Here is a 21,365-nt window from a genome sequence, read left to right as displayed (position 1 = left end):
TCACCTCCCATCCGTCCACAAACTGAACCCGGGCGCCGCAGCGAGCTGTGGTACCTGGTCGGCGGCCCACGGACTGACCGGCCAGCGCAGGCCGGCGGCAGCGGCGAAGTCGGGCCACGGGACCCGACGCCAGTCCATCACCTCGGCGACGCCGACATGCACCGGTCCGTCGGCGCGGGCCCAGAACACCGGACAGAGCTCGTTCTCCTGGGTCCCGTCGGGTGCGGTAGCCGAATATCGGAACCGCGGCAATAGGCAAGTGGGTGTGTCGATGCCCAGCCCCAGTTCGCCGCGGTCGCCGAGCAGCACCACATGCTCTTCTGATCGCCCGATCATGACGGCATTCTCGTGCTGAGCGTTTGGGTACGGCCGCCGCGGCGTGCCCATAATGCGCGGGCCAGTGCGGGTCCCGCCACGGCGGCGCGGCGGGCGCGGCCGACGGTCGCTCGCTGGGCGAACACCGCGAAATCTGTTGCCTCGATCCGGTCCAGGATCTCTGCGTAGAGCATTGCCGCGGTGGTGACGCAGGGCCGTGACACCGGGTGCAGTAGGTCGATTCCGGTGCGGGCGGTCAGGTACCAGTCGCGGGTGATCGCATGCTGGGCCGCCAGCGCCGAGCGCACCCGAGTGTCGGTGCGTCGATGGTCACGGCACCACTGAAGCCGGTCGCGGTCCACGCCGAATGCGGCCAATTCGTCGGCCGGAAGGTATACCCGGCCGCGGTCGAGATCTTCGGCGATGTCGCGTAGGAAGTTGGTGAGCTGGAATGCCTTGCCGAGCGCGGCCGCGTAGGGTTCTGCGTTCTCGGTGGGGCCGATGGTGCCGAGCACCGGGAGCACCTGCAAGCCGATCACTTCGGCGGATCCGCGCATGTAGCGATCCAGCGCGGCCCGGTTCGGGTAGTCGGTCACCGTGAGATCCATCCGCATCGACGCCAGGAAATCCTGGAACAACGCGCGGTCGATATCGAAGCGTGCGACGGTGTCACTCACCGCGGCCACGATCGGGTCTGCGTCGGTACTGTTGTCGATACCGTCGAACAGGCGCTGTGCCAGTGCTTCCAAGCGTTCTGCCGGAGTGCGGGGCTGTCCGTCGGGGAGGTCGACGATATCGTCGGCCCAGCGGGCGAATCCGTACAGAGCGTGGATCGGCGGGCGCTGCGCCGGCGCGAGCAGCCGGGTGGCGAGGAAGAACGTGCGCCCATGGGTGGCGTTGAGGTCGCGGCATCGCCGGTAGGCGTCGCGCAGTCGCGGTTCACCGATGCCGGCGGCGTCGAGTTCGGAGCGGATCATGGCCGCACCCCGCTGGTGTTCGCGGTCGGTGCCTGGTTGTTGCGGCCGGCCGCGGCGCCGGTGATGCGGTCCGCAGCAAGCCGGCCCGACAGCAGTGCGGTCGGCACTCCGACGCCGGGTACTGTGCCGCAACCGGCGAGTACCGCGTTGGACACGCCGTGTGGGAGGTTCGCCGGTCGGAACGGTCCGGTCTGGGCGAAGGTGTGCGCCAGCGAGAACGGTGTGCCCGCCAGCATGCCCCGTCGTGCCCAGTCGTCGGGGCTGTCCAGATGCACGATGTCGGCGTGTGCGGCGAATCCCGGCAGCAGTTTCTGTTCGACGATCGCGGCCAGGTCCGTGCCGTATCCAGGGGCGCGGCGTTGCCAATTCAGGTGAGCTCCGCGGTCGAGGTTGGGGGCCGGGGCCAGCACCGAGAACAGGTCGTGACCGGGCGGGGCGAGGGTCGGATCGGTAGCGGTAGGGCGAGTGACCAGCAGCGAGGGATCGCTCATCGGCACGCCCTGGTTGATCAGTTCGTCGAACGTCTGCTCCCAGGCGTCACCGAAAAGCAGTGTGTGATGCGCGGTCGGCGCACCGGCCGGCACACCGATATGCGCAACGACCGCCGACGGCGCGGGCCGCGCCCGCACCGGCCGCCGCGGTGATCGGCGCAGCAGCTGGTAGGCCGTATGCAGTTCGGTGGCCAATACCAGTGCATCGCAGGTGATCCGCTGCTGTCTATCGGTGTGCACAGCGCTGATGCGGGTGCCGCGTCGTTCCAGGCCGGTCACCACTTCGCCGTAGTGGAACCGCACGCCGGCGTCGGTGGCGGCTGCCGCCAGCGCCGAGGGCAGGGCGCGCATCCCACCGCGCGGGAAGTACACACCGCCGACGGTGTCCATATAGGCGATCACCGCATACAAAGCCAACGCTCGTTGCGGTGACACGCCCGCGTACAAGGATTGGAAAGTGAATACCCGGCGCAAGCGCGCATCGGTCAGGAACTCAGCGATGACCCGGTCCAGACGGCGGAAGCCCCCCAACGCGACGAGTCGGGCCAGCGCTGGGGTGACCAGCGACAGTGGTGAGTCGAAGTTGGCGGCGATGAACCGGTCGAACTCGACGCGATACAGCTCGGTCAGCCATTGCCGCAGTCGTCGATAGCCGGCAACCTCACCCGGTCCGGCGAATTCGGCGATCGAGTGTTCCATCGCCTCCCGGTCACTGTGCACATCCAGTGCACTGCCGTCGGCAAAGCATGCCCGGTAGGCCGGGACCACGGGTCGCAGATCGAGCCGGGCTTCGATGCTCTCGCCTACCGCGGCGAGCGTATCGGCGACGATCCCGGGCATAGTGAGCACAGACGGGCCGGTGTCGAGGCGATACCCATCGATATCGAGTCGCCCCGCCCGCCCACCCGGAACGAGCTCGCGTTCCACGACCGTGACAGCGCGGCCTCGTCCGGCCAGATGCAGCGCGGTGGCGAGCCCGGCCAGACCCGCGCCTATCACGACGACATGGTCGGTACTCCCGGTTACGGTCCGCATCAATCCTTCTTTCTTCCTGTTCGGCCGTCTGGTTGTGTGGTGATGTCGCGGGTTCAGTGGCTACGGCGGGTGCACAGCAGCGCCATCTGCTGCAACGCTGCGATCGACGTCGGGTGGAGAATGCTATCCGCGAGAAGCCGGTGCGAGCATTCGACGCGCTCGGCGATCATCTGCTCGGCGAGCTGGGGCGCACCGCTGTCCACGATCAGGGCCCGGGCTGTCTGCACCGCACTGTCATCGAAGGTGTCGCGCCGCCACAGCTCGTGCAGCCGAGCTCGCCCGCGCGGCTCGGCGAGGCGTTCGGCCAGCGCGACGACCGTGGTGGCTTTGCGTTCCCGCAGGTCCGCGTTCGCCGGTTTACCGGTGACCGAGGGCTCACCGAAGATGCCGAGCAGATCATCGCGCAGCTGGAATGCCTCACCGATCAGCACACCGTATTCACCCAGTACGCCCACGACCGGCTCCGAGCAGCCCGCCATCGTGGCGCCCAGTTCCAGCGGTCTGCGCACCGTGTAGTTGCCGGATTTACGCTGCGCGATATCGAGGACCTTTTCGAGGGGCGGTAGCCCGGCGACGTCGTTGACCAGGTCGGCGAGTTGACCGACCGCGAGTTCGGCGCGCATCGCATCGTAGTGCGGCCATACACGGCCGAGCGCCGCTGCCTCGACACCGCTTTCGCGCAGCATGCGTTCAGCCCATACCAGGCACAGATCACCCAGCAGCACCGCCGCGGATTCGCCGAAACGGGTCGGCGATCCGGACAATCCCTGGTCTTCATGCCAGCGTGCCAGCCGCACATGCGCGGTCGGGCGGCCGCGGCGCTCGCCGGATTCGTCCATCACGTCGTCCTGCAGCAACGCGAACCCGTGGAGCAATTCGATACTGGCCGCGGCCCGCAGTGCGGCCTCGGATTCCTCGGCACCGCACAACCAGCCGAGATACAGAAAGGTCGGGCGCACAGACTTACCGCCCGACAGGAAATCCAGCAACACCCGGCTCGCAAATTCGAACCCGTTCGCTTGCAACTCCTCCTGACACCGCGCGCGGACGAAGCTCTCGATGTGCGTGCGCACCGTGTCCCGGACTCGCGCAGTCCACGTCTGGAACCATGCGGAACCGTCACCGTTGGTGTCCGACGCGTGGAGCAGGGGTGCCGCTCGTTGTGCGTTCACCTCACCGATTGTGGCACTTTCCGCCCGAAATTGCATCGTTTACGCATCGTTCATTGTCGATGCTTGCTCAGCAGGTCCGTGCCAGCCGGCTGATCTCGGTGACGGCTTCTTCGAGTGAGCCGAGGCGCTGCGCGCCGGGCAGCGTGGGGCGCGTGGGCCAGCCGGGTCCGGCCAGAAGTAACCGGGCAGGTTCGCGGCTTCCGGCGGGACTCGGTTCCGCTGCCGCTGTCCGGTCCGCTTGGGACCACAGCACCACCACGGGGCTGCGGGTCTGTTTGGCTATCGCGTCGGCGAGTGCGCTGTCGGGTACGGCGGAGCCGAGTAGCAATGCCGGTACGCCGGCCTCGGCCAGCGCCGCGCGCAGCACCTCCAACGGCAGTACGTGGCCTTCGCCGGCGGTGCAGGCCAGTAGCACCGGAGCAAGCCCGGCCACGTTGTGAACCGGCGGTACCGCGCGGTGCAAACCGGTGGTGATCGCCCAGGACAGGACATGCTCCACATCGATCAGGCCGGTTCCTCGATCCTGGCGGCTGACGATGTCGGCGAACGCGGGCCGGCACAACCGCTGCCACGTGGTCACCACACCGAAATGCGTGAGATGGGCGGTGATCTTGGCCAGGAGCTCGGCGGCTCGCAGCTGCTCGGCAGCGGCCAATACCGGAGCTACGTCTCCCAGCGTAGGCACCGGATCCGCGGCGCTGCGGGCGGCTTTCGCCGCTTTGGCCGGGCTCACGCCGATCCGGACCAGATCGGCCATCCGGCTCAGCATCGCCACGTCACTCGCCGAGTAATACCGGTGTCTGCCCGGACGGTGGTGCGCGGGGCCCAGGCCGTACCGCTGGTTCCAGCTACGCAGTGTCGCGATGGGGATATCCAACATCGCAGCTACGGCTCCGACGGTGTAGCCGGATACCGAGTCACTACCTCCCGCGCCAACTTCGACCAAGCTCGGCACACCTTTCAACGAACCAGCGCAAGCCGCGCCAGTGTCGAACCGCTGCAACCCACCGCGCGGCGCCGAAGGCGCACCGCTCGGCATGGCCGAACGCGGCGCGGGGCCGGCTGCATACCTGACGGGGATGCTCAGCGCAGCGACAAGCAGCCCTGCAAAGTCTGGAAGTCTCCGGCGAATGCGGGGCCGCCGGTGCAGGTCGGGGTGGATACCCCGGTGACGGTCACCGCCGCTCCGGGGCCGGCGATACCGATCGACAGCCCCGGACGCACCCCTGTCAGTGTCGCTTGCGCACCGGGTCCCACGGCGATAGCGGCCGGTCCCGACAAGAAGGTCGAGCTCGATGTCGCCGTACCGCCGTTCTGTGCGATAGCCAGCGACAGGCTCGTCGAGGCCGCTTCGGCGGCCGCGGTGCCCTCGACCCCATACGCGGCGGCCGCACCGCCTCCGGTGCTCGTCGCGGAGCAGGACGCGCCACCGATATCGGTCTGCACGGATGTGGCACCGGGCGCTGGGCACGTCGCGGTCGGCGCGGCATTGGCGGTCGGTCCGGCGGCCAGCGCAACCAGCGACGCCGCACCCACGCCGACCATCAACCCCAGTGAGCGCGCAGCAGTGAAATGAAACATGACGATCTCCTCCATTTCCGAGCTTGTCCATGGCCGTGCCCCGGCTTCCGGAGCGTTGTCGGCCGCCTGAAATATCCGCCTGTGAGACTTCACACTACGCGCCAAATGATGCAGAATCGACGCATCAAGAGAATTAGATGCGAGGTCCATGCCGGAAGGCAGTCGTGGGCGCTTACCGCGTTCCTACAGCACCCGTTCATGAGCCAACGGCAAGTACGGCACCCAACCCCTGACAGGAAGGCACGACATGATGATCCGAAGGCACCCCGCGGCACTGATCGCAGTACTGTCGGCGATTGCGATCGCCGGGTCGGCGTGTACCGACGAATCAAGCGACTCCGAGTCCCCCTCCGCCACGATGCCCACATCCTCGACCACGATGCCTGCACCGGCTGACGGTGCCATGGCCGGGCCCGTCGGCGCCGGGTGCGCAGCCTACGCCGAGCAAGTACCGAGCGGGCCCGGCTCGATCGATTCGATGGCACAAGAACCCGTGGCGACAGCCGCTTCGAACAACCCGCTGTTGACCACCCTCACCTCCGCGGTATCCGGTCAGCTCAACCCGCAGGTCGATCTCGTCGACACGCTCAACAACGGCGAATTCACCCTTTTCGCGCCGGTGGACGACGCTTTCGCCGCGCTCGACCCCGCCACGCTCGAAACGCTGAAAACGGACTCGGCAATGCTGACCAGCATTCTCACCTACCACGTCGTACCGGGACGCATGGCACCCGACGCCGTGGCCGGCACACACCAGACGGTCGAGGGATCCGAAGTCACAGTGACAGGAACCGGCGACCGGATCACCGTCAACGAGGCCACAGTGCTCTGCGGCGGTGTCGAAACCGCGAACGCCACCGTCTACCTGATCGACGGCGTCCTGACGCCGCCCACCAGCTAGCGAACCCCGGCGCGTCCACCGTCACATACTCGCGCACTCGATAATCAGTGCCGGGTATGTGGGCGTGGTCGATGATCTCGCGCCACGGCCGGTGCATAGCGATGCCGAGCAGCTCGGCCAGTTCGGCAACGGGAACAACCGCGTCCGCGGTGGCCGCCACATCGCCCGCCCCCGAACTCGGAAACGGTGATGTAGACGAATATCGCCAGGTCTACGACGTCGATTCGGCGGATCGAGGCGTCAATGCCCGCCCAACCGCAGCACACCCGGCGCCGGCGCTCTGGTCATGGTCCAGTAGTCGTGCCAGGTCCATGGATGATTCACGACCACGCGTCCACTGCGGCTGCGAAACCTGCTCTCGACTCCGTCGTGTGACCAAACCATCCTGCGCAGACCTTCGTCGAGCCGCGTGTTGTACTCGTCGAACGCCTCGACGGCGCACTCGACGGTGCGAGCGCCGGCCTCCACCATGGCCAGGAGACAGCGCAGGATGTAGTGGCTCTGGCAGTCGGCGACGAAGGACGCCGATCCCCCGTGTCCGGCACCCGAATTGGGACCGTGGAGACTGAAGAAGTTCGGGAATTCGGGCATGGCGATCCCCAGATAGGCGCGAGCTTCGTCGTCGCGGCCCGCTATCTCCGCCGGCGTACGTCCCGAACGCCCCCGCAGTTCGAGCGGCCACAGGAACTGGGTGCCCCGGAAACCGTTGGCCAGGACCAGCACGTCGAGGTCGTGGTGTCCGCCGTCGAGCGTCATCAGTCCCGTCGCGGTAGCCCGCTGGATCGGCTCGGTCACCAGACGGACTCCCGGGCGGGCCAGGGTGCGGTAGTACGCGTTGTCCATGACCATGCGTTTGACGTACGGCGGATAGTCCGGCACCACCCGGTCGAGCAGATCCGTCCGAGCACCGAGCTCCGATCGGATGTACTCGACCAGCTCGCACCGCAGTCGCTCGTTCGACTCGTTGATACCGTGCGGGCCGCGCCAGGACTGATCGACGACAAGGCGGCCGTAGTTCTTGTCCCCGAGCTCCCACGACAGCGTCACCCGCAGCCATTCCTCGTAGTGCGGCACATTGCGGCACAGCCATCGGCCCATCTCGTCGATCTCGCCGTTCGCCCGGCCGGTACTTCGCGGAGCAATCCAGGCGGCCGATCGCTGGAACACGGTCAGGTGCCCGAGGTCGGCGAGATGACGGGCCACCTGGATCCCGCTCGAGCCGTTACCGATCAGTCCGATGCGGCGTCCCGCCAACGGGACGTCATGCTCCCAGGCGGATGTGTGGAACACTGCTCCCTCGAACTGGTCGAGCTCCGCGATCCCGGCCGGTTTGGGCTGGTTCAGACTGCCGACCGCGCTGATCAACACGTCGGTCCGGATCTGCCGTCGTCCGCCGTCGAGAGCTGCGATCTCGAGCACCCACTGCGCTGCGCCGGCGTCCCATTCCGCGCCGGTGACCCGCGTGTTGAGGTGGACGAGATCGCGCAGACCTTCCTGGTCCGCGATCGACTCGACGTACCGCAAGATCTCGTCACGGCTCGGAAAGGCATTACTCCACTGCCCGGCGCGGTGCGCAGCCAACTCGTACTCGAACGGATGCGTGTCGACTCCACAGCCGGGATAGCTGTTGTCGAACCAGACACCGCCCAGGCCCCCGCTGCGCTCGAGCACCGCGACGTCGAATCCAGCGCGGGTCAGCTTCGATGCCATGCACAGCCCGGACAGACCCGCACCGATCACTGTCACCGTCGGCCGACGGCGATGTCCTGGGCCGAGCACCGGATCCGGTGCCCGATCGATGCCCAGATCGCTGCGCAGCCTGGCCAACTGTCCACCGTCGGCGTCCTGGCCGGCCACCGCCGCATACAGCTCGCGGAGAAGCGAGTCCGACGGCTGACATGGCTCCGCCAGCGCGTTCCGGCGGACTTTTTCCAGGACTCGAACGGCTCGGGCGAGGAGGTCCGGGCCCACGTCGCGAGTGTCTCGTCCGTAAGCCAACCAACTCGGATCGTTCGTGGTGTGCGCGAGAGCAACTGACAAGATCACCGGATCCGCCGACAGCAGCGCCTGCTCCTCGGTTCGGCTCAGGCCGGGTGCCGGGCCGCTCATATGGCCGACAGCCCACCGTCGACCGTGATCACCGATCCCGACATGTAGCTCGCCTCGTCGCTGACCAGAAACGACACCGCGGCAGCGATTTCCGCCGGGCGCCCCATCCGGCCGACCGGCTGCCGGCTCGACCAGATGGCACGCGTCGCCTCTGGATCCGCTGATCCCGCGATCACGGCGGCCACCATGGCTGTCTCGGTCGTGCCCGGGTTGACTGCGTTGATCCTGACTCCGGCAGCCGCGTGGTCGGCCGCCATGGCACGGGTCAGGCCGAGCACTCCGGCCTTCGCGGCGCAGTACGCCACGCGGTTCTTCAGTCCGACGACGGCGGCGACGCTGCCGATGTTGACGATCGCACCGGCACCTTGCGCCAGCAGGCACGGCAGCACTGCCCTACTCATCTGGAACGTGCCGGTCAGGCTCCCGTGCATGACGTAGGCCCAGTCCGAGTCGGAGGTGGCCAGCGCGTCGCCCGAGCGGAGTACTCCGGCGTTGTTGACCAACGCGTGCACCGAGCCCAGCTCTGCGACGATGTCTTCCACTCCGCGCGTGGCGTCCCCGGCCGTGTCGAACACGAACGTACGCAGAGCGGTCGACGCGATCCGCTCGACGAGCGCGGCGAGACCGGCGGCATCGATGTCCACGGCCGCGACCCGGTACCCCTCACCGATCAGCCTCGCCACAATCGCTGATCCGATACCGCCGGCGGCTCCCGTCACGATGGCGACCCGCCCGCCGCCCGGTGTTGTCATCGGTGGATCTCCGCTCGTCGCTGATAGATGTTCAACATCTCGTAGGCGATACCGGCCTCGTAGCCCTCGGTGAAACGTTGTCTGAACGGCTGATTGAGCACCCGTTTGGTCCATGCCAGCGCGTACCGTGGCCGACGCAGCAGTCCCGTGATCAGGCTCTCCACGGTCTCGTCCAGGCGGTCTTGCGGAACCGCGTAATTGATGACCCCCGCGGCCGCGAGTTCGGTCGTCGACCAGGACCGCGCGAGCATCAGGTACTCACGGGCCATCGCGGGAGGCATGTGCAGCGGCACGAAGACACTGCCGCCGTCGCCCGGAACGAATCCGAAGTCGGCTCGGCCGTACGGCAGGTCGCCCATCCCCAAATGATGGTCTGCGATCAGGGCATCCTCGGCCGCGACCACGAAGTCGCATGCGTAGACCAAGCTCGAGCCGTAGCCGATCGCATCGCCGTTGACCCGCGCGATCACCGGCGTGTCGGCGTCGAGGATGGCGGTCAGGGTCTGGCGAAGCCCCTGCATTAGCGCCCAGTCCTCGCTCGGGGCCAAGTCTTTCAGTGTCCATGACCTCGTCGCGGACGGGACGACGAAGGCGTCGTCGGCGCCGGTGAGAACGATGACCCTCGTCGACTCGTCGCGGGCCAGCCATTCGACCGCGATACCCAACTCCTTGTGCTGCGCGAACATCGTCACCGGGCGATCGATGTTCTCCGGCGCGAGCGCACCGTCTTCGGGAAGCAGACGGATCGTGGCGACGGTCCCGGCACGGGACACTCGGATCGACTGGAAGCCGGTCGGCTGGATGGTGCTGTCCAGTGAGCGTTCGGGCAGGTCCGGTTCAGGCATGTTCATCTCCTCGATCGCCAAGGGATCTCTCGGCGGAAAGAGACTCCAGCGCGGTGAAAGCTCGTGCCTTGTGTCGCCGGAAGTCCTCCGTCAGCAGGTAGTCAGGTGTCCGGGGCCGCGGCGCCTCCACTACGATCTCGTCCACGACATGTGCCGGACGACGACTCAGAACGAGCACCCGGTCACTCATCAGCAACGCCTCGTCGATGTCGTGGGTGATGAACACGATGGTGCAGCCGAACTCGTCTTGCACCTCGGTGAGGAAGCGCTGCATGCGGAGGCGGGTCTGCGCGTCGAGAGCTCCGAACGGCTCGTCCATCAGGAGGACATCGGGCTCGTTCACGAGCACCCGGGCGATCGCTGCCCGTTGCTGCATTCCACCGGACAGCTGAGCTGGGCGGTGGCGGAGGAACTCGCCGAGACCAAATTCCTGGAGCATCCTGACCGCCCGGGCTCGTCGCTGTGGATCCAGCTCGTGGCGGGCCCGCGGACCGAAGGTCACGTTGTCGACGACCGACAGCCAGGGGAACAGTGCTGCCTGCTGGAAGCACACTCCCCGGTCGGGGCCGGGGTGTGTGACCGGACGGCCGCCCGCTCGGACCGTGCCGCGGGTCGGATGGGCGAAACCGGCGATGAGGTTCAGGATCGTGGACTTCCCGCACCCGCTCGGTCCGACGAGGGAAACGAACTCACCTCTGTTCACCGTCAGACTGAAGTCCTCCAGGACGGCCATCTCGTCGAACGACTGGGACACTGCGCTCATCTCGACGGCGGGCTCGCTCAGTGCGGCGTTCATCGGCCCACCACCGATCTCCCGATCGCGCCGACCACTCGGTCCGACACGACCCCGAGCACGCCGAGCGTGAACATCGCCGCGATCATTATGTCCATCCGGCCGAACTGGTACGCCTGGTAGAGGCTGTACCCGAGTCCGCTCTTGACACCGATCAACTCGCTGACGACCACGGCGATCCAGGCCATGCCGACGCCGAGACGCAGGCCGACGAAGACGAACGGCAGGGCCGCCGGGAACAGCACTCGCGTCCAGATCACGAAGGTCGAAGCACCGAGCATGCGCCCCGCGTCACGATAAATGGCCGGTACCTGCTGTACCCCGATCACCGTGTTGACCACGATGGGGAAGAACGCCACGAGCGCGATCAACCACACAGCCGACAGCGGGCTGAGCCCGAACACCACGAGCGAGAACGGGACCCACGATGGCGCGGGAATCGTACGCAGGGCATGAATCATCGGGTCCAGCGCGAGAAACGCGACCCGATTCCCGCCGAGCAGAACGCCCAGTGGGACAGCGGCGACGGTCGCCACCAGGTAGCCCAGCAAGACTCGCCGGCCGCTCCCCCACACCTGATCCCACCAAGTGCCGGCGTACAGGTCGACGGATGACTTGGGAGTTCCCGCGACCCAGTGCCACAGCGACTCGGCGACCACACTGGGCGGTGGAATAGTGCCCGGCAGGAGGCCCCGGCCGGCCAGGACCTGCAATATCAGGGCGAGAGCAGCCGGAACGACGAGTCCGAACACCAGTCGGCCGGCGCGACGATCCGTCCAACCCACCCGGGCCTCCGACGCACTCACCGCCCGACCGCCCCGGCCGTCCACACGTCTGCGGTGCACAACGATCGTCATTCGGACCTGCCGAGCTCTTCGGGTGACTTCCCGGTCACGTCCGCGAGGGGGCCGAAGTCGTACTGATCGCCGACTGTCGCGGCGAGCTGCGCGTTCTGTGCAATGCCCTTCCGAGCCAGGAAGTCCGCGAAGGCCACCAGCTCCTGCTGGGAGAAATGAAGATCGAGACGAATGCGCTTCAGCGACTCCTGCGCCACGGGAAGCTCGATTCCCGAGTAGCGCTGGTAGACAGACGCCCAGAGACCCGGCTCCGTGTTCAGACGCTCGATCTGCGCCACGTAGTTCTTCAGGACGCGGCTGATGACATCAGGCTTGTCGAGGAGCTCGCGGTTGGCAACGAAGAGCGAGTTCTGAGCCCCGAGCGGCGACGAGTTGATGTCCAGCTCGTCGGCATACTCCGCGTAGCCGTCCTCGACACCTTGCGCTATCGCCGGATCGACGTTCATCACGACGTCCGTACCGCCGGACTTCAGTGTCTGTATCACGTCCTGGATCGTCCCGGCGATCTTGATCTCGTTCACCTCACCGATGTCGTAGCCGTGCTGGTCCAGCGTCGCCAGCGTCTTGACCCAGGCGATGCCGGCCCCGAAGCTGCCGAAGCGGACGCTGCCCGATGCCAGGTCCTTCCAGCTGAGAGGTCCTGATCCCGCGCGTTTGGCCAAGAGATCGGCTCCGGTCGCCTGACCGGCGAGGGCGACCAGTTGCGACTTCCTGGAGTCGGCGGACAACGCGACATCCCCGGGGCCGACGGTCCCGAAGTCGATCGAGCCGTTCTCCAGCGCGACCCGCATGTCGGAGTAGCGGTTGAACTCGACCAGTTCGATGTCCAGACCGTACTTCTCACCTTCCTCGACCATCAGGTAGTTCGGTGCGACCGTCGGGATCTTCTGCCACCCGAGCTTGATCGAGATCAGCCCATCCTTCGTGGTCGATCCTCCGCCCTGTCCGGATGAGCTGCAGGCGGACAGACAAGCCGCCGCCAGCAAGCCGGCGACGACCAACAGCAGACGGACGGATTTGACGGATTTCATGTATTGCTCCGGTTCGGCTTGCGAGGGACACCGGGCCACGACGGACTCGGGCCGGGTGGGTATTGATCAGCCGCAATGGATGGTCGGGTGACTCGAATCCGTGGCGCCGAAAAGACGGAACACCAGCCGACGAGGACATACACCGGGATCGCCCGAACTCTCGCACCCCCAGCGACTTTCAGGGCACGGCGGCGCTCATCCGAAGGCGTCGCTCAGTGACAGCGGCAGCTTGCTATGAGTGCGTAGTCCACCCATCGGCGGCGGGTCAGATGTAGAGCGGCGAACACAGGTAGCAGATGCGTCCGGAGGGACCCAACTCCCTCCGAGACATCAATTCTCACAGACCCTGTATGTACTCGATCGTGTCGTCGACTCCCACCACATCGGCGTACTTCATATGCATATCGAAGAGGTTCACCTGATGAGATATCTGGCTCCGATCGGCAGCGCACTCATGGGGAACGATCACGTGGAAGTTGTATTGGAATGCGTCGAGTACCGTCGCGCGAACACATCCGCTGGTCGTCATCCCGGTAACGATGGTGGTATCGCAACCCGCGTGCACGAGCTGCGATGCGAGCGGCGTTCCGAAGAACCCACTCGGCTTGCCGCCCTTGTTGATGACGATCTCACCCGGCTGCGGTGCGATCTCGTCGACGATGACGTCGCCCGGCGGCGTTCCCGCGGCCAGGGGCTCGGGAGCTGCGTTCAATTTCCACCGCCCACGTTCCGCGGGAAGTGGGCGGTGGTCCGGATCGGCATACGCCTTGGTGTAGAAAATCGGCAGCCCTGCTCGACGGGCCACAGCGAGCAGCCTTGCATTGGCATGGACCGCGGGAACTCCGGTGGGGCTCCAGCCGGTCGAGTAGGTCGAATCGACGAATGCCCTCGTCATGTCGATGACGAGGATCGCCGGGCGTGTTCCCGCCCGGAGCGGGCGGTCCTCCTCGGCGAACTCCCGACCGAAACTGGCCAGATCCGCCTCGGGAACAACGCCGGTCCAAGGTTTGGTCGCCGAGTTCATCTGTACTCCTCATGCTCGAGATTCGAACTGTCGGTAATCGGGAGAGAAGGCGGAACGCGGTGGCCGGGATCGGGCGCATCCGATACCGTTCCCATCCCATTCCACTCTCTGATATGTCGAACATTATCCCGCCCGCTGTATTTTGGTCAATAGATGACCGGAATCGGCTCACTCCCCCTGGATCTATCTGCAAAGAAGAGCCACTGAGCACCCACTGGACCCTGCACTGGATCTCGGCTTCGATTCCGGATTCGGCTGGTGGCAAGCATACACTGGTCACGTGTGCTAATGTCCAACTTATCCATTGACAGATCCGGTCGTGGATATTCGGTTATCTGTAGTGACGGCAGGAGTGTGGAGTGATGGATCTCGGGTTGCGCGGCAAGGTCTTCTTGGTTACCGGAGGTACTCGCGGCATAGGTTTGGCGACCACGCGCGCACTCCTGGAAGAAGGCGCCGATGTCCTCGTCGCGGCGCGGACCGCGGCTTCGATAGATCGGGCACGGGCCGAACTCGCCGAACATCCTCGAGCCGACTTCGTACAGGTCGATCTGAGGGACCCAGAAGGTGGCCGACGCGCGGTCACGGCCGCGGTCGAGCGATTCGGCCCGTTGGACGGTGTGGTGAACAATGCGTCCGGCTTCTCGATAGACCATGGGCACCCGGACCGGGCCGCGTGGCTGGAACTGTTCGAATTGAAGGTGCTCGGCTATGAAGCCGTGATCCAGGCGGCTCTGGAGCACCTCCGCGACGGCGGCAGCATCGTCAGCATTTCCGGAATTGCCTCCATGCGGTACTGGCCGCTGTCGCCGCATGTCAGCGCTGTCAACTCGGCGGTGGAGGCGTTGACACGTCACTATGCGGCCGCGCTGGTCGGCCGCCGGATCCGGGTCAACACGGTCGTTCCGGGCACGACTGCCACCGACCGCTACGAGGGACGGGTCGAGCGGGCCCGCGCGCAGGCCGGGGTGGATGCCGAGACAGCCAGAAAACAGATAGACAGTACGGTCCCGCTGGGGCGCCCGGTCGATCCGACCGAGATCGCGGCCACGATCGTCTATCTCTCCTCACGACTGTCGGCGAGCACGACCGGCGCGACTGTCGTCGTCGACGGGGGCGCTGTCGTCGTTCCCGATTCGGCGCTGCCGTCCGCTGGTTCTCGATGAGGGGATGCCGCCGCGGCGTATCGCCCGGGATTCACCGGGTAGCTCGCCACAGCTCGAGCAACCGGTCGATCCCGGTTGGCTCGAGGAGCGCCGCGGCGGCATCGCACAAGAGCGTTCCTTCCGCACCGAGCAGATCGCGGCAGTGATCGGCGAAATCGCCGATCCGCCAGCCGCTGGTATCGCCGTCGCCGGTCACCGAGAACCGCTGCCCGTCGATCAGGGTGAGTTCTATGCGGGCGGCCAGATCCGGCAATACCGAATCCCCTGATACTCGAACGGGAACTCGGCGGGTTCCGGATCCGATATCCAGGTCGGGAAGAAACCGCTGTAGGGCCGCGAGAGTGATGCCCTCGACACTGGCTATCGATGTCGTCGAACCGCCGCGCTGGTTGCCGTATTGCGCGGCGAACGGCGCCACCTCGACATCGATCCGGTCGGCGATGCCGGCGATCGGGGGCAAGGTCCGAATAGCGGCGAAGATCGATTGGCCGAACATCGCGACCGGGTACCGCTTGAATGTCACCCGGTGAATCGCGGGCGGTTGAACCGGATTGCGATCCTCGGCTCCGCGTACGCCACCGAACAATGCGTAGAAGCTGTGTTCGGCAGTCAAGGCGTCGGCAGCTGAGCGCAGACCCGCGGCCGCGGCCAGCGCGGCGGACACGCCGGCCTGGACGGCCAATGCGGGTTGCAATCGCCAGCCGTCACCCTCGGTCGACACCACGCCGAGTGGACCGCCGGTACCGGCCGAGGCCAACCCCAGGGCCGAGCACGCGACCTCGTCGGACGATCGCAGGACCAGCGCCGCCGTGGCTGCGGCAGCCAGCGGCGCGATCACCGCGGTCACCCGCCAGCCCCGGCGGGATACCTCCGGCAACAGCCGTTCGGCGAGCACGCAGGCGCATTCATAGCCGCCGATGACCGCTCGGAGCAGATGCTCACCGTCCACTCTTCCCGATCCGATGCGCAATGCGTGTTCGGCGGCGGCCAGTGCTACCGGAATCACGGTCAGTCCGGGGTGCGCGGCCACCATGAAAGAGTCGTCGGTGAGCCGGGCGTGCATCAGATAGGCGTTGGCGGTGGCAGCGCCCGTGAGATGTGCGCCTTCGTCCGCGCCGCTGACGGTGCACGCGCCGGGGGCCGCGGCGAGCACTCGCGCGGCCCCATCATGTATCGAGTCCCGGGCGGACGCGACCATATCGGCGAGCCCGACCGCCAGACATCCCGCCGCACGCTGCAGCGTCACCTGATCGGCCGATTCCGCGGTGTCGCGGATCGCGTGCCACAGTTGTTCGCCGGCACCTGCGCGCATCGCTCGTGTCATTGCTCGTCCTCATCGGCCAACCCGGCCATACGCTCGTACATTGTGACAATACGAGTGCAGTCCTGCGCACCGTATCCGGACTCGACGGCAAGGCGCCAGCAGTCGACCACCGCCTGCGCCAGCGGGGTCTCGACACCCAGTTCCGCGGCGAGCGCGGTGAAAAGGGATACATCTTTGAGCGCCCCTTCGGCGGGAAACCCGAAATCGAAATTCCCGCTCAGAACGTGGCGTGGGAACTTCACCGAGGTGGCGGAATTGCGGCCGGAGCCGGCGTCGAGCGCACTGATCGCGATATCCATCGGAATCCCGGCCCGGCGGGCCAGCGCGGTGGCTTCCGCGGTAGCCGCGAGCGCGCCGAGCGACAGTACGTTGTTGGCCACTTTCATCACCTGTGCCTGACCTGCCTCGGAACCGATCCGGAGGATCTGCCTGCCGATGACCTCGAAGACGGGTTCGCAGGCGCGCACCGGTTCGTCGGCTCCGGATACCAAGACAGTGAGTGAGCCTTCGCGCGCGCCCACCACTCCGCCGCTGACGGGTGCGTCGACAAAGGCCGATCCGGCCGCGGCCAGGCGGTCCGCGGCCTCGCGCGTTGCGGCCGCTCCAGTGGTGGAGGTGTTTATCACGATCGCCGGAGACCGGGTGCGCACCGAGGCGAGACGTGCGCTGACCTCCGACAGCGCGCGAGGGGTCGGCAAGCTGAGCAGAGTGTAGGTCGTCGTCGATGCCAGCGCTGCGACGTCCTCTTGGATCACGACCTGGCAATGGTCGCGGAACTCTGCGGTTCGCGCCGGGACAGGATCGACCAGATGAACTTTCCATCCACGTTCGATGAATCGCCACACCATCGGCGTCGCCATGGCGCCCACTCCGATGAATCCGAGGTCTCGTGTCATCGGCCCACACCCCGATTCGAGGTATCCGGAAGTTCGCAGAGGTCGTCGGCATGCATCATTTTTCGACTCCATCGGAGGTGGTTCTGCTCATAATGCTCGGTGCTCCTCGGTCGCGGCCGGCGGACTTTTCGGCGCCCACGGCACTGTCACCGGTGAAACCCGCCGATACGCGACTCACCCACCATCCCTCGATGGCAGTTAATAGACTGTAGGTCATTTGTCGGACTTTTGCCAGGGTGCGGGATGGTCGATCGCGGACCAGCGCAGCGCCGAGCACCCGGCGATTCTCCGAACAGCCGCCTCACGGACTCCTACCATCTCGAACAGAGCAGCTCACCCCGTCGACCCCCCGACAGGACCGCCAGCCGGATAGGTTCGGAACAATCCGCCGGACGCCCCGGCGCTCGACGTCAAACCCGCAGAACCGCAATCACTCTCGCAGATCCACGCGTCGGCTCGTGGCGCACGCATGCGAAGTATCGCTAAAAGTTGGACCTTGTACATGTGTGTCTAATAACCTACTGTTGCCCTACGCCACATCGCTGTGGTGATAGTGACAGGGCAAGGAGAGCGCCGATATGGCCACTCAGGATTCACTTCAGAACGTGTCGGTTCCGAAGGTCGCCTTCGCGAGTTTCATCGGGACACTGATCGAATTCTTCGACATGTTCATCTTCGGGACAGCCTCCGCGCTGGTCTTCAACAAACTGTTCTTTCCGGATCTGGACCCACTCACGGGCACACTCGCCTCGTTCGCGGCTTTCGGCGTCGCATTCGTGGTGCGACCGCTGGGCGGCGCGGTATTCGGGCATTTCGGTGACCGAATAGGCCGTAAATCCATGCTGGTGATCAGCCTGGTGCTGATGGGTGGTGGAACAGCAGCAGTAGGGCTGCTACCGACCTACGCACAGATCGGGATCTGGGCACCGATCCTGCTGGTCGTCACCCGCATGTTCCAAGGTCTGGCGATCGGCGGTGAATGGAGCGGTGCGGTCCTGATGGCCGTGGAACATTCCCCGCCGGGCAAACGAGCCTTCTACGGTAGCTGGCCACTGTGCGGAGTTCCCGCGGGCCTCGTTTTGGCCACCACCGCCTTCTACTTCGTTCAGCTGCTTCCCGAGGACGAAATGCTGAGCTGGGGATGGCGCATCCCGTTCCTCTCCAGCGCATTTCTACTGCTCGTGGGGCTGTACATCAGGCTGCGGGTCACGGAGTCCCCCGCGTTCCGGGCGGTGCGCGACAAGCGGCAGGAGTCGAGGTTCCCGGCGGTCGAGTTGCTGCGTACCGCGAAGGTTTCGACCTTGACCGCGATCATGGCCATGGCGGTCAACAGCGTGGTTTTCTACATGGCGACGGTTTTCGCATTGAGCTACGGCGCCGATCAAGACGGGCTGACGAGGGGCTCGATGCTGGTCTCGATCATGATCGCGGCGCTGCTGCAGATCGTGGCATTGCCGACGGCGGCAATCCTCGCCGACCGCCACGGACGGCGCCCGGTGCTACTCGCCGGATGTGTGATGGCGGCGGCGGCCGCTTTCCCGATCTTCTGGTTGATCGATACCGGGAATACCGTTGCGGCGACCATTTCGATGATCATCGCGGTATCGATCGTTCACTCGACCGCATACGCACCGATGGCGAGTTTCATCTCCGAGCTTTTCGAAACTCGACTCCGATTCAGTGGTTCCGCGATCGGCTATCAGGTCGGCTCGATGATCTGGAGCGGACCGGTGCCGTTCGTGGCGGCAGCGCTCTTCGCGTGGTCCGGATCCAGCTGGCCGCTTTCGGTCTACATAGTGATCGTCAGTCTGATCTCCTTTACCGCCATCTACCTCAGTCGCGAGTCGTATCGGGATGACATCACGCAATCGGATCACGCTTCGGAAATCGCTGTCCCGGAAACTGTCGCTGTGAGACAGCAGTAGAGGTTACCGATGGCTTTCAGGGTTCCCGGTCGACGAATGAGCCGGAGACACGTGGTATCGACACAGTGGGATGCCGCGCGGTCGGCGATCACCGACCATGGTTGCTGCGCGGGCCCCGACACCGAGCGGAGGGAACAGTAATGTTCGAGAGCTGCCACAGCCCTCTTGAAGTCGCCCAGGTGTATCGCAGGATGGGGTACCAGGTGTCGAGCTCTTTCCAACGGGTGGCGTTGATCGCTTCCAGGTCACTCGGGGCGGTGGCAATGCCCGCCGGCATGGGCGTCCAGGTGCGGCAGCTCGTCGAGCAAGACGATCCGACCACAGCGCTGCCGATCATCAGTTATCAACGGGCCCGGCGGGAATGGGTCTTCCTGGTAGGCCCGCCGAGGGGCAACAAGACGCGCGGGTCCGCCCTCGCCGAACTCGGGGACGCCGGCATTCGGATTCTGGAGTCCGGGCAGCGAGTGTGGTTGCCCATGACCGATCGACCGATGGGGTGGTACTGGGTCTCACCCCCGGTCAGCGCGAGGGCACTTCCCTCGCGGACCACAGTGATCGCGGCCGCCAAGCGGCTCACAGCGGCACGTCGGTCGGCAACCCGGTGACCGACGACGAACCTTCGCTCTCGGAACAGTATCTCCCCGTCCGGGTTTGGGCGTTCGTCGACTCGGCACACCGACCTCCGCGACTGCGGCCCTTCGAGGTGTCGACGGCCCCCGGATAGCGTATACAAGGTAGGACGAATTCGTTCGTCGGTGACCTGATACACCCGAAATCGAAAGGTATTACATGCTCATCGGTTCGATGTCACGTGTTCTGTCCTGTGTACTCGCCACTGCGGCGCCGCTACTGTCGATGGCACCGCAGGCCGTCGCCGCCCCGGACAACCCCTACAGCTGCATGGGTCCCTACCTGTCGAACGACGGCTCCGCGGAGGTCGAGTCGTGTATCTATGTCGAGGATGGCGTACCCCGGGCATTCGGCGGCCTCACGATCAAGAACGACACCCTCACGCGGGAGAACTGCACCATGGTTGTGACCGTGGTGGACAAAGATGCCTATGCCGGCGGGGCGAGCGATGAGGTGGTCGCCACCAGCGGCGCATTCCCCTGCCTGAACGGGAGGTACCCCTCCCCGCCGTTGACAGTGGACGCGGCACTGGCGAAGCCCGGCCACCGCTACGTCAGTTTCACCGAAGTCACCAAAGATGGCCAGGGGATAGCTCGTATCTACAGCCCGGAACTTGTTCTGCCGTAGCCGCGGGACCGAGGCGGCGGAACAGCTCGCACGCCGCCTCGGTCGAACAACCCACCGGCATCCGGACATCCCCGGTCCACACGCACATTCGTCGCGACGAGCAAACTGCTGCTGGATCGACTACCAGGGCGTAGAACCGATCTCGGGCTGGTGCAGCGTACTCGCGAATCGTTCGGCTCCGCCGCCGCCACCATGTTCACGAATGCGGTCGAGAAGAGCTGCCCCCACATCTTCGATCCGACCGGCCATCGCCGCCGGCGACCCGACCGCGATCAGCGCCGCGGCCAATTTGCCGCGCCGGCCCGGCACCCCGGCGGCGACTGCGAGGATATCCTCGAGTGCGCGCCCGTACGCCAACCCGGTTTTCCGAATCCCGGGGAGCTCTGCCAAGAACTGGTCGACCTCACCGGCAGGATGCCGCTCGCTCAAGCCGCGCAGCCGATGCTGCAGTTCGAAATCCGGCAGGCCCGCCAGCAGTCTTTTACCACCGGCACTGACCAGGATCGGGCGGCGCCTGCGGGTCGTGGCGTAGTACTCGATCGCCGGATCGGTGCCCGCCTCATCGAAATACATGAGGTTGTCGCCGACGAGCAGCCCCAACACGATCGTGCACCCGAGGTCGGCGGAAAGGTCCTCCACCAGTTCGTGTGAGATCGGTGCGATCGATCGCCAGTCCGTTCGCATGGTCAACGCGAATGCGCCGGGGCCGAGGGTGAACCGCCGGTCGTCCTCGTCGAGGAAGCCCACCGCGACAAGACCGTAGACGAGCTGCTGTACCGAACTGACCGGAGCATCGAGCCCCCGCGCCAGTTCCGTGAGCGTGAGTCCGGTGGGGGCACGGGCGACGGACTCCAGGATCGCGACGGTCCGGTCGACGCCCCGATGATGCTTTCCCTTCACGATCTCATCCTTTG

At 65.9% G+C, this 21,365-nt stretch carries 21 protein-coding genes; 5 read left to right on the top strand and 16 right to left on the bottom strand.

The features are described 5' to 3' along the window. The 6 genes from OG405_RS08630 to OG405_RS08605 all read right to left on the bottom strand — a co-directional run bounded on the left by OG405_RS08630 (nucleotide 1) and on the right by OG405_RS08605 (nucleotide 5,571). On the bottom strand, nucleotides 1-336 hold the full coding sequence (locus tag OG405_RS08630; protein ID WP_327151093.1) for a hypothetical protein: 336 nt from the start codon (nucleotides 334-336) through the stop codon (nucleotides 1-3). Continuing rightward, nucleotides 333-1,292: a phytoene/squalene synthase family protein gene (locus OG405_RS08625; protein WP_327151092.1), complete on the bottom strand. Its 960-nt coding sequence runs from the start codon at nucleotides 1,290-1,292 to the stop codon at nucleotides 333-335. The genes OG405_RS08630 and OG405_RS08625 overlap by 4 nt, the downstream gene beginning before the upstream one ends. Beyond that, complete coding sequence (crtI, locus tag OG405_RS08620; RefSeq protein ID WP_327151091.1) at nucleotides 1,289-2,818, bottom strand: phytoene desaturase family protein; 1,530 nt, start codon at nucleotides 2,816-2,818, stop codon at nucleotides 1,289-1,291. Before crtI ends, OG405_RS08625 begins: the two co-directional genes overlap by 4 nt. A 53-nt stretch (nucleotides 2,819-2,871) precedes the next feature. Continuing rightward, the gene (locus tag OG405_RS08615; protein ID WP_442790739.1) at nucleotides 2,872-3,999 is read right to left on the bottom strand and encodes a polyprenyl synthetase family protein; all 1,128 of its coding nucleotides are present in this window, start codon (nucleotides 3,997-3,999) and stop codon (nucleotides 2,872-2,874) included. Nucleotides 4,000-4,057: 58 nt separating this feature from the next. Next, the gene (locus OG405_RS08610) at nucleotides 4,058-4,945 is read right to left on the bottom strand and encodes a MerR family transcriptional regulator (protein WP_327151090.1); all 888 of its coding nucleotides are present in this window, start codon (nucleotides 4,943-4,945) and stop codon (nucleotides 4,058-4,060) included. A 128-nt stretch (nucleotides 4,946-5,073) separates the two neighbouring features. After that, nucleotides 5,074-5,571, bottom strand: a complete 498-nt coding sequence (locus OG405_RS08605) for a DUF6764 family protein (protein ID WP_442790680.1) — start codon at nucleotides 5,569-5,571, stop codon at nucleotides 5,074-5,076. Between the two features lie 247 nt (nucleotides 5,572-5,818). Between OG405_RS08605 and OG405_RS08600 the strand changes: the two genes are divergently transcribed. Beyond that, entirely contained in the window at nucleotides 5,819-6,472 is a 654-nt protein-coding gene (locus OG405_RS08600) for a fasciclin domain-containing protein (protein ID WP_327151089.1), read from the top strand. A 240-nt stretch (nucleotides 6,473-6,712) separates the two neighbouring features. Here the strand turns inward: OG405_RS08600 and OG405_RS08595 are convergent, their stop codons facing one another. The 7 genes from OG405_RS08595 to OG405_RS08565 form a co-directional block, all read right to left on the bottom strand. Further along, on the bottom strand, nucleotides 6,713-8,581 hold the full coding sequence (locus OG405_RS08595) for a flavin-containing monooxygenase (protein WP_327151088.1): 1,869 nt from the start codon (nucleotides 8,579-8,581) through the stop codon (nucleotides 6,713-6,715). Beyond that, nucleotides 8,578-9,333 (bottom strand): SDR family NAD(P)-dependent oxidoreductase, encoded by a 756-nt coding sequence (locus OG405_RS08590; RefSeq protein WP_327151087.1) that lies wholly within the window; start codon nucleotides 9,331-9,333, stop codon nucleotides 8,578-8,580. The genes OG405_RS08595 and OG405_RS08590 overlap by 4 nt, the downstream gene beginning before the upstream one ends. After that, nucleotides 9,330-10,178: an enoyl-CoA hydratase/isomerase family protein gene (locus tag OG405_RS08585; protein WP_327151086.1), complete on the bottom strand. Its 849-nt coding sequence runs from the start codon at nucleotides 10,176-10,178 to the stop codon at nucleotides 9,330-9,332. The genes OG405_RS08590 and OG405_RS08585 overlap by 4 nt, the downstream gene beginning before the upstream one ends. Continuing rightward, nucleotides 10,171-10,974, bottom strand: coding sequence for an ABC transporter ATP-binding protein (locus tag OG405_RS08580; protein ID WP_327151085.1), 804 nt, complete (start codon nucleotides 10,972-10,974; stop codon nucleotides 10,171-10,173). Before OG405_RS08580 ends, OG405_RS08585 begins: the two co-directional genes overlap by 8 nt. Continuing rightward, on the bottom strand, nucleotides 10,971-11,828 hold the full coding sequence (locus OG405_RS08575) for an ABC transporter permease (RefSeq protein ID WP_327151084.1): 858 nt from the start codon (nucleotides 11,826-11,828) through the stop codon (nucleotides 10,971-10,973). Before OG405_RS08575 ends, OG405_RS08580 begins: the two co-directional genes overlap by 4 nt. Continuing rightward, entirely contained in the window at nucleotides 11,825-12,859 is a 1,035-nt protein-coding gene (locus OG405_RS08570) for an ABC transporter substrate-binding protein (RefSeq protein ID WP_327151083.1), read from the bottom strand. The genes OG405_RS08575 and OG405_RS08570 overlap by 4 nt, the downstream gene beginning before the upstream one ends. Nucleotides 12,860-13,196: 337 nt before the next feature. Next, a complete protein-coding gene (locus tag OG405_RS08565; RefSeq protein WP_327151082.1) occupies nucleotides 13,197-13,883 on the bottom strand; it encodes an isochorismatase family protein in 687 nt (228 codons plus the stop codon). A gap of 362 nt (nucleotides 13,884-14,245) precedes the next feature. On the opposite strand from OG405_RS08565, the gene OG405_RS08560 reads away from it, so the two are divergent. Next, nucleotides 14,246-15,049, top strand: coding sequence for an SDR family NAD(P)-dependent oxidoreductase (locus OG405_RS08560; protein WP_327152272.1), 804 nt, complete (start codon nucleotides 14,246-14,248; stop codon nucleotides 15,047-15,049). A 31-nt stretch (nucleotides 15,050-15,080) separates the two neighbouring features. Here OG405_RS08560 and OG405_RS08555 read toward each other — a convergent pair whose 3' ends face one another. Both OG405_RS08555 and OG405_RS08550 read right to left on the bottom strand, forming a co-directional pair. Then, nucleotides 15,081-16,373: an MmgE/PrpD family protein gene (locus OG405_RS08555; protein ID WP_327151081.1), complete on the bottom strand. Its 1,293-nt coding sequence runs from the start codon at nucleotides 16,371-16,373 to the stop codon at nucleotides 15,081-15,083. After that, nucleotides 16,370-17,269: an NAD(P)-dependent oxidoreductase gene (locus OG405_RS08550; protein ID WP_327151080.1), complete on the bottom strand. Its 900-nt coding sequence runs from the start codon at nucleotides 17,267-17,269 to the stop codon at nucleotides 16,370-16,372. The genes OG405_RS08555 and OG405_RS08550 overlap by 4 nt, the downstream gene beginning before the upstream one ends. Nucleotides 17,270-17,847: 578 nt before the next feature. Here OG405_RS08550 and OG405_RS08545 point away from each other — a divergent pair. The 3 genes from OG405_RS08545 (at nucleotide 17,848) to OG405_RS08535 (ending at nucleotide 20,451) form a co-directional block, all read left to right on the top strand. Beyond that, on the top strand, nucleotides 17,848-19,194 hold the full coding sequence (locus OG405_RS08545; RefSeq protein WP_327151079.1) for an MFS transporter: 1,347 nt from the start codon (nucleotides 17,848-17,850) through the stop codon (nucleotides 19,192-19,194). Nucleotides 19,195-19,397: 203 nt separating this feature from the next. Continuing rightward, on the top strand, nucleotides 19,398-19,799 hold the full coding sequence (locus OG405_RS08540; RefSeq protein ID WP_327151078.1) for a hypothetical protein: 402 nt from the start codon (nucleotides 19,398-19,400) through the stop codon (nucleotides 19,797-19,799). Nucleotides 19,800-19,998: 199 nt separating this feature from the next. Beyond that, on the top strand, nucleotides 19,999-20,451 hold the full coding sequence (locus OG405_RS08535) for a hypothetical protein (protein ID WP_327151077.1): 453 nt from the start codon (nucleotides 19,999-20,001) through the stop codon (nucleotides 20,449-20,451). A gap of 120 nt (nucleotides 20,452-20,571) precedes the next feature. Here the strand turns inward: OG405_RS08535 and OG405_RS08530 are convergent, their stop codons facing one another. Further along, on the bottom strand, nucleotides 20,572-21,351 hold the full coding sequence (locus tag OG405_RS08530) for an IclR family transcriptional regulator (protein WP_327151076.1): 780 nt from the start codon (nucleotides 21,349-21,351) through the stop codon (nucleotides 20,572-20,574). Nucleotides 21,352-21,365 lie beyond the last annotated feature (14 nt).

It is taken from the genome of Nocardia sp. NBC_01329 (assembly GCF_035956715.1).
GTDB lineage: Bacteria > Actinomycetota > Actinomycetes > Mycobacteriales > Mycobacteriaceae > Nocardia.
The sequence above is the reverse complement of the archived record's forward strand: the minus strand, read 5'-3'. Positions and strand labels throughout refer to the sequence as shown.

Bases quoted from the DNA above. Each gene is read 5' to 3' on its own strand.
- OG405_RS08630 (WP_327151093.1), bottom strand. From the start codon at position 336: ATGATCGGGCGATCAGAAGAGCATGTGGTGCTGCTCGGCGACCGCGGC.
- OG405_RS08625 (WP_327151092.1), bottom strand. From the start codon at position 1,292: ATGATCCGCTCCGAACTCGACGCCGCCGGCATCGGTGAACCGCGACTG.
- crtI (WP_327151091.1), bottom strand. From the start codon at position 2,818: ATGCGGACCGTAACCGGGAGTACCGACCATGTCGTCGTGATAGGCGCG.
- OG405_RS08605 (WP_442790680.1), bottom strand. From the start codon at position 5,571: ATGTTTCATTTCACTGCTGCGCGCTCACTGGGGTTGATGGTCGGCGTG.
- OG405_RS08600 (WP_327151089.1), top strand. From the start codon at position 5,819: ATGATGATCCGAAGGCACCCCGCGGCACTGATCGCAGTACTGTCGGCG.
- OG405_RS08595 (WP_327151088.1), bottom strand. From the start codon at position 8,581: ATGAGCGGCCCGGCACCCGGCCTGAGCCGAACCGAGGAGCAGGCGCTG.
- OG405_RS08590 (WP_327151087.1), bottom strand. From the start codon at position 9,333: ATGACAACACCGGGCGGCGGGCGGGTCGCCATCGTGACGGGAGCCGCC.
- OG405_RS08585 (WP_327151086.1), bottom strand. From the start codon at position 10,178: ATGCCTGAACCGGACCTGCCCGAACGCTCACTGGACAGCACCATCCAG.
- OG405_RS08580 (WP_327151085.1), bottom strand. From the start codon at position 10,974: ATGAACGCCGCACTGAGCGAGCCCGCCGTCGAGATGAGCGCAGTGTCC.
- OG405_RS08575 (WP_327151084.1), bottom strand. From the start codon at position 11,828: ATGACGATCGTTGTGCACCGCAGACGTGTGGACGGCCGGGGCGGTCGG.
- OG405_RS08570 (WP_327151083.1), bottom strand. From the start codon at position 12,859: ATGAAATCCGTCAAATCCGTCCGTCTGCTGTTGGTCGTCGCCGGCTTG.
- OG405_RS08565 (WP_327151082.1), bottom strand. From the start codon at position 13,883: ATGAACTCGGCGACCAAACCTTGGACCGGCGTTGTTCCCGAGGCGGAT.
- OG405_RS08560 (WP_327152272.1), top strand. From the start codon at position 14,246: ATGGATCTCGGGTTGCGCGGCAAGGTCTTCTTGGTTACCGGAGGTACT.
- OG405_RS08555 (WP_327151081.1), bottom strand. From the start codon at position 16,373: ATGACACGAGCGATGCGCGCAGGTGCCGGCGAACAACTGTGGCACGCG.
- OG405_RS08550 (WP_327151080.1), bottom strand. From the start codon at position 17,269: ATGACACGAGACCTCGGATTCATCGGAGTGGGCGCCATGGCGACGCCG.
- OG405_RS08545 (WP_327151079.1), top strand. From the start codon at position 17,848: ATGGCCACTCAGGATTCACTTCAGAACGTGTCGGTTCCGAAGGTCGCC.
- OG405_RS08535 (WP_327151077.1), top strand. From the start codon at position 19,999: ATGTCACGTGTTCTGTCCTGTGTACTCGCCACTGCGGCGCCGCTACTG.